5 protein-coding genes are annotated in these 4,823 nt (G+C 44.0%); all 5 read left to right on the top strand.

What is annotated here, in order from left to right; genetic code table 11:
- Positions 1–379: 379 nt before the first annotated feature.
- The 5 genes from cas1 to Psfp_RS20640 all read left to right on the top strand — a co-directional run bounded on the left by cas1 (position 380) and on the right by Psfp_RS20640 (position 4,336).
- Positions 380–1,390, top strand: a complete 1,011-nt coding sequence (cas1, locus tag Psfp_RS20620; RefSeq protein ID WP_134220390.1) for a CRISPR-associated endonuclease Cas1 — start codon at positions 380–382, stop codon at positions 1,388–1,390.
- On the top strand, positions 1,387–1,722 hold the full coding sequence (gene cas2 / locus Psfp_RS20625) for a CRISPR-associated endonuclease Cas2 (RefSeq protein WP_134220391.1): 336 nt from the start codon (positions 1,387–1,389) through the stop codon (positions 1,720–1,722). Before cas1 ends, cas2 begins: the two co-directional genes overlap by 4 nt.
- Before the next feature lie 33 nt (positions 1,723–1,755).
- On the top strand, positions 1,756–3,123 hold the full coding sequence (locus tag Psfp_RS20630; RefSeq protein WP_192895567.1) for a hypothetical protein: 1,368 nt from the start codon (positions 1,756–1,758) through the stop codon (positions 3,121–3,123).
- Positions 3,124–3,248: 125 nt separating this feature from the next.
- On the top strand, positions 3,249–3,524 hold the full coding sequence (locus tag Psfp_RS20635) for a pro-sigmaK processing inhibitor BofA family protein (RefSeq protein WP_348981175.1): 276 nt from the start codon (positions 3,249–3,251) through the stop codon (positions 3,522–3,524).
- A gap of 134 nt (positions 3,525–3,658) precedes the next feature.
- Positions 3,659–4,336, top strand: coding sequence for a hypothetical protein (locus tag Psfp_RS20640; RefSeq protein ID WP_243120837.1), 678 nt, complete (start codon positions 3,659–3,661; stop codon positions 4,334–4,336).
- Positions 4,337–4,823: the final 487 nt, after the last annotated feature.

Raw genomic sequence — 4,823 nt, forward strand, 5'->3', positions numbered from 1 at the left:
GCAAATGATTTTTGTTGGTCTCGGTACCCGTACTTTGGGAACCGGTTCCCGAACCTATCTGGATTACCCATATTTCCCTCAATTGGAATTTTGGTTGTCCGGTGGTTCTAATACTATTATACGAGGGGACGGAAACAATTCGATGACCTTGAAAACGTTCTGGTGGAGTCCATATCAAAAACAAAAGACCCCGTTAAGGGGACGGAAACTCCGGACTGAGGCTTGCCTGCCGCATCACGTTTATCAAAAACAAAAGACCCCGTTAAGGGGACGGAAACACTTGGCCTAGTTCAAAGTTAATGTTAGGCATTTTATATCAGAAACAAAAGACCCCGTTAAGGGGGCGGATTGCTTATCTAGTTCTTACGGAGGTGATGATATGAGCTTTCTTTATGTTTATGAGCGGGCAGCAAAAATCGGGGTGAAGGACAACTGTATAGTAGTAGAAAGTGAAAAAGAGAATTTGAAACGCACTTTACCAATTGAGGGGGTAGAGAATGTAATAATATTCGGTGAAGCCTCCCTTAGTTCCAATTGTGTTAAGCAATTTATGGAGAGAGATATTAATCTGACCTGGCTTTCAAGTAGAGGGAAGTTCTTTGGTCGACTGGAATCAACGCGAAATGTTAATATTTATCGGCAAAGGCGACAATTTGCTTGTGGTGAGGACGATGAATTTTGCCTTGCATTGGCTAAGAAGATTGTTGTTGCTAAAGTAAAAAATCAGATCACAATTTTGCGCCGTTATCAAAGGAATCGGACAGAAACATCAGTTATCAACATTGTTGATACTATGGCCAGGCTATTGCCTATAATGGAACGAGTTAATAACAAGGACGAATTAATGGGACATGAGGGTATCGCAGCTAGAAACTATTATCAGGGCTTAGCTGCCTTGGTTGAGCCTGGATTTGCGTTCTCTGGACGCAGCCGGCAACCTCCCCGCGATCCCTTCAATTCCCTTTTAAGTTTTGCTTATACGCTGCTAATGTATGATATGTATACTGCTGCGGTAAACCGGGGCTTAAATCCTTATGCCAGCTTTTTACACAGCATCCGAAAAGGTCATCCGGCGTTATGTTCAGATTTAATGGAAGAATGGCGAGCTGTTTTGGCCGACTCATTAGCTCTTTATGTTACAAGTAAAGGTATAATTAAACTGGATCATTTTGATAAGCCTAATCATGATGGTGGAGTGTACTTGAATTCTGATGCTTCAAAGGCTTTTATTGCTGAGTATGAGAAAAAAGTACGCAGCCGGTCCCATTATCTGACTTATGTTGACTATTCCGTAAGTTTTCGAAGGGCCATAGAAATGCAGTGTCAACGTTTAGCTAAAGCCGTTGAAGAAGGAGATCCAGATATATATCAGCCGGTGGTGATTAGATGACGCAATTGCAATGCAGTAAACGTATTTTTGTTTACGATGAATTTATTGCGGAAGAGAGGCGAAAATACTTGGTTGTAGTAATTTATGATATTGTAGACAATCGTCGCCGGGCCGCCTTTGCTAAATATCTGAAGGGTTTTGGGGTGCGGGTACAGAAATCTGCATTTGAATGTATCTTGCCAAGTTCCAAATATGAAAAGCTGATCAAAGGAATACCAAAGTTGATAGGAAAGGAAGATCAAATAAGGGTTTATAAATTAACCAGCAACGCTGATATTAGGGCCTGGGGCACTGTAGATTTGGTGGAAGAGGAAGAGGTCGTGATATTATGAATTGTCCTGGCAGTAATGAAAAGGGGTGATATCATGCCGAAGGTTTTATTCAGTACCTTGGGAATGACCGACCCAATAAAAAATGATCATGATGGACCGTTTTTGCACATAATGCGGCACTATAAACCATGCAAAGCATATTTATTTATGACCAAAAGAGTCTGTGAACTGGCTGACCAGGATGATCGTTATCGTTTAAATGCAGCCAACCTGTGTGAAAAAGAGGGCTTTACCTGTCAAATAGTTGAGTTACGTTACAAAGATATCGATAACCCCCAGCAATTTGACATTTTCTATCCCATTTTTGAAAAAGAACTAAATAATATCCATAATTCTAATCCTGGCTGTCAGATATTAGTGAATCTTTCGTCCGGAACACCGCAAATGAAATCAACCTGTCACTTGCTGGCTTTAACTACACCATTCCCGGTTGTTCCTATTCAAGTTACAACTCCGAACGAGCGCGAGAATTATGGCTCCCCAGACTATGATTTGGAGAAGAGCTGGAAAAACAATCTGGATAATCATCCTGATTTAGAACCTAAAAATAGAGCCCAACAGGTAGAAACAGAGAACCTTCGTTTCCTTTTTTTACGGGAGGCCGCCATAAGTAATATCGAAGCCTATAACTATACCGCAGCTTTGAATATATTAACTGCAGTCAAAGATTTTGTCCCTGAGGATGTTATGCGGCTGTTAAGGGCTGCAAGGAACCGTAAAAACATGGAATTGGGTGAGGCAGAAAAGGAAAGCAAGATGGCCCAATATGATCTATTTCCCGTAAAATCTGGCGACGTCAAAGAACTTTTTGAATATCTTCTATTATTGGAGCTGCAACAAAGAACAGGGCTGCTTATGGATTTTGTGCGCGGTATCTCACCTGCGCTTAGCAGGTTGTTCGAGTGTTTTTTGGAGAGAAAGTGCCAGCGGCATGTAAAAAGAGATTACTGTGTTCAAAGCCAGGCAGAGCCTGGCCATTGGAAGATAAAACGTGATAAGTTGGAAAAAAAGGATCCGCTGTTGCTTGCATACTATCATACAAGATATAATACTTTTTTCAGGGATGGTGATTTATCTTGCTCTACACTACTGCCTATGATCGAGTTCGATTGTGGAGCAGGGGGGCGGTATCCCAATGAGGAAGTATTGAAAAAAGCACAGGTTATGCGTAGTGTTGAGGAAAGGATCAGAAATAGGGCTGCCCATAATATTACAGCCATTAAGGAAGAACAGTTTGCGAGGGCGGCCGACATCTCCAGCGAAAGATTATTAAGAGAGATGCGATGGATGTTTCAATATATTTATCCTAAATATTTTGCCTCCAATATAGATGCGTGGGATAGCTATAATCAAATGAATGCCCACATTGTTGGTAGATTAAAAGCCGGGGTGATTATCTGATTTGTCTAAGAAGCATCAAATGCTCCATGCAAAGCCCTTCAACTTTTAATGTAAACTATACAATGGTTCAGGCAGGACGAAATAGGAATAATTTTCATTCCGGGCCATATAATGGAGCAAGGGGGGTGCTCCGTTTGGAATGGAAATATGTGATTATCGGACTGGCCGGGTTATTCGGGCTCTACCTGGTGGGAACCGCGCTGTTCCGCCCTTTAAAATTTTTAATCCGGCTGACAGCCTGGACCGTCCTGGGGGTTGCATTGCTTTTGGCCATCAACGCGGTGTTCGGTTATTTGGGCTTTCACATCGCCATTAATCCCTTGACCATTCTGACTGCCGGTATACTCCAGCTGCCTGGAGTAGTACTCCTGGTCATGTTAAATGTTTTATTTATAGGTTAAAAATTTAAATATTTTTTGTTTAGAAGAATTTCAGTTGGGGAATGGTTAAATAATAAACGCGGGTTTGCCGGAAACCTGGGGAACAGTTGATACTGTTCTTTTTTTATGAGTATTTTAGCTTAAAAAAAGGAGGTTTGAGCATAATAAACAAAGACCGCATAGTCGAAGCGTATATCGGTGAGTATGCCGCGGGAAAGAGCGAAGCAGCTTTAAGCCGGGCGCTGGAACTGGCCGGCCTGGGCAGGAAGGTAACCCTGGTCGACCTCGATATTGTGGAGCCCTGCTATACTTTGCGGCCTGTTCAAAAAGAGCTTATGGCCCGTGGTGTTGAAGTGATCGCCTGGGAAGCCAAAGAGACGTTGGGTTTGGGTGAGGCCGGCGCGACGATTAAGCCGGCGGCCAGGTGGGCGCTGCGGCGGCCAGGCGATATTATCCTGGACATCGGTTATGGGGTGGAAGGCAGCAAGACGCTCAAGCTTTTGGAAGGGGCCGCCGAAGATCCGTTTCTGAACATAATCTGTGTTGTAAATACCTCACGTCCCATGACTTCCGGGATGGAACAAATTGTCGAGCACGTGAGGGAAATGGGAAAGGTGGACGGCCTTATCAACAATACGCACCTGGGCGATGAGACCACTGTCGAGGTAGTCCAGGAAGGTGCCGGTCTTATTACCAGGGCTGCTAAAAACCTCGGACTGCCGGTGGTGGCTACAACGGCTCCGGCCTTGATCGCCGGGCAAATCGGTTCCATGGACTGTCGGGGTAACCCCGTTCGCCCGCTGGCCGGCCTGATGTCAAAAGCCATCTGGTAATGGGTATGGGTAAAAAGAGGCGTAGGGCGTAAGGCGTAAGGCGTAATAAGAGAAACCTTGTTATAACTCTGACATTCATTCGAGATATGTGATGGCAAAAGAAGACCCATAAGGAATGCAGCATATACTACGCCCTACGCCTTATGCCCTACGACTAAATGATACGTGTTTGCGAATTCATTAACACAAACGCAAAATGCAAAACTCGCTTTGCTCAACTTGTCAATATTCTTAGGGGGTTTTAGCGTGAAAACATTCACAGCAAGGGTTGAAGGCCCCTGAGGTTAAAAAAGAGTATAGCAAACAAGCCCTAACAGAAGCAGAGCGTAGAATGGGTTAAGCGGGCAGCGTGATATGCTGGGGGCTTATAACGCCTTGGGTAATCAAAAGTTTGGCAGCCTGCCTCAAAGCTTTCTCCTTTTGCTTATTGCGAAGCTCTATCGGTATATCGACCTGAAAAAGGTCGCAGGGATTAAACACTTCGCCG

This window comes from Pelotomaculum sp. FP (genome assembly GCF_004369245.1).
Lineage (GTDB): Bacteria > Bacillota > Desulfotomaculia > Desulfotomaculales > Pelotomaculaceae > Pelotomaculum_C > Pelotomaculum_C schinkii.

Bases quoted from the DNA above. Each gene is read 5' to 3' on its own strand.
- Psfp_RS20630 (WP_192895567.1), top strand. From the start codon at position 1,756: ATGCCGAAGGTTTTATTCAGTACCTTGGGAATGACCGACCCAATAAAA.
- cas1 (WP_134220390.1), top strand. From the start codon at position 380: ATGAGCTTTCTTTATGTTTATGAGCGGGCAGCAAAAATCGGGGTGAAG.
- cas2 (WP_134220391.1), top strand. From the start codon at position 1,387: ATGACGCAATTGCAATGCAGTAAACGTATTTTTGTTTACGATGAATTT.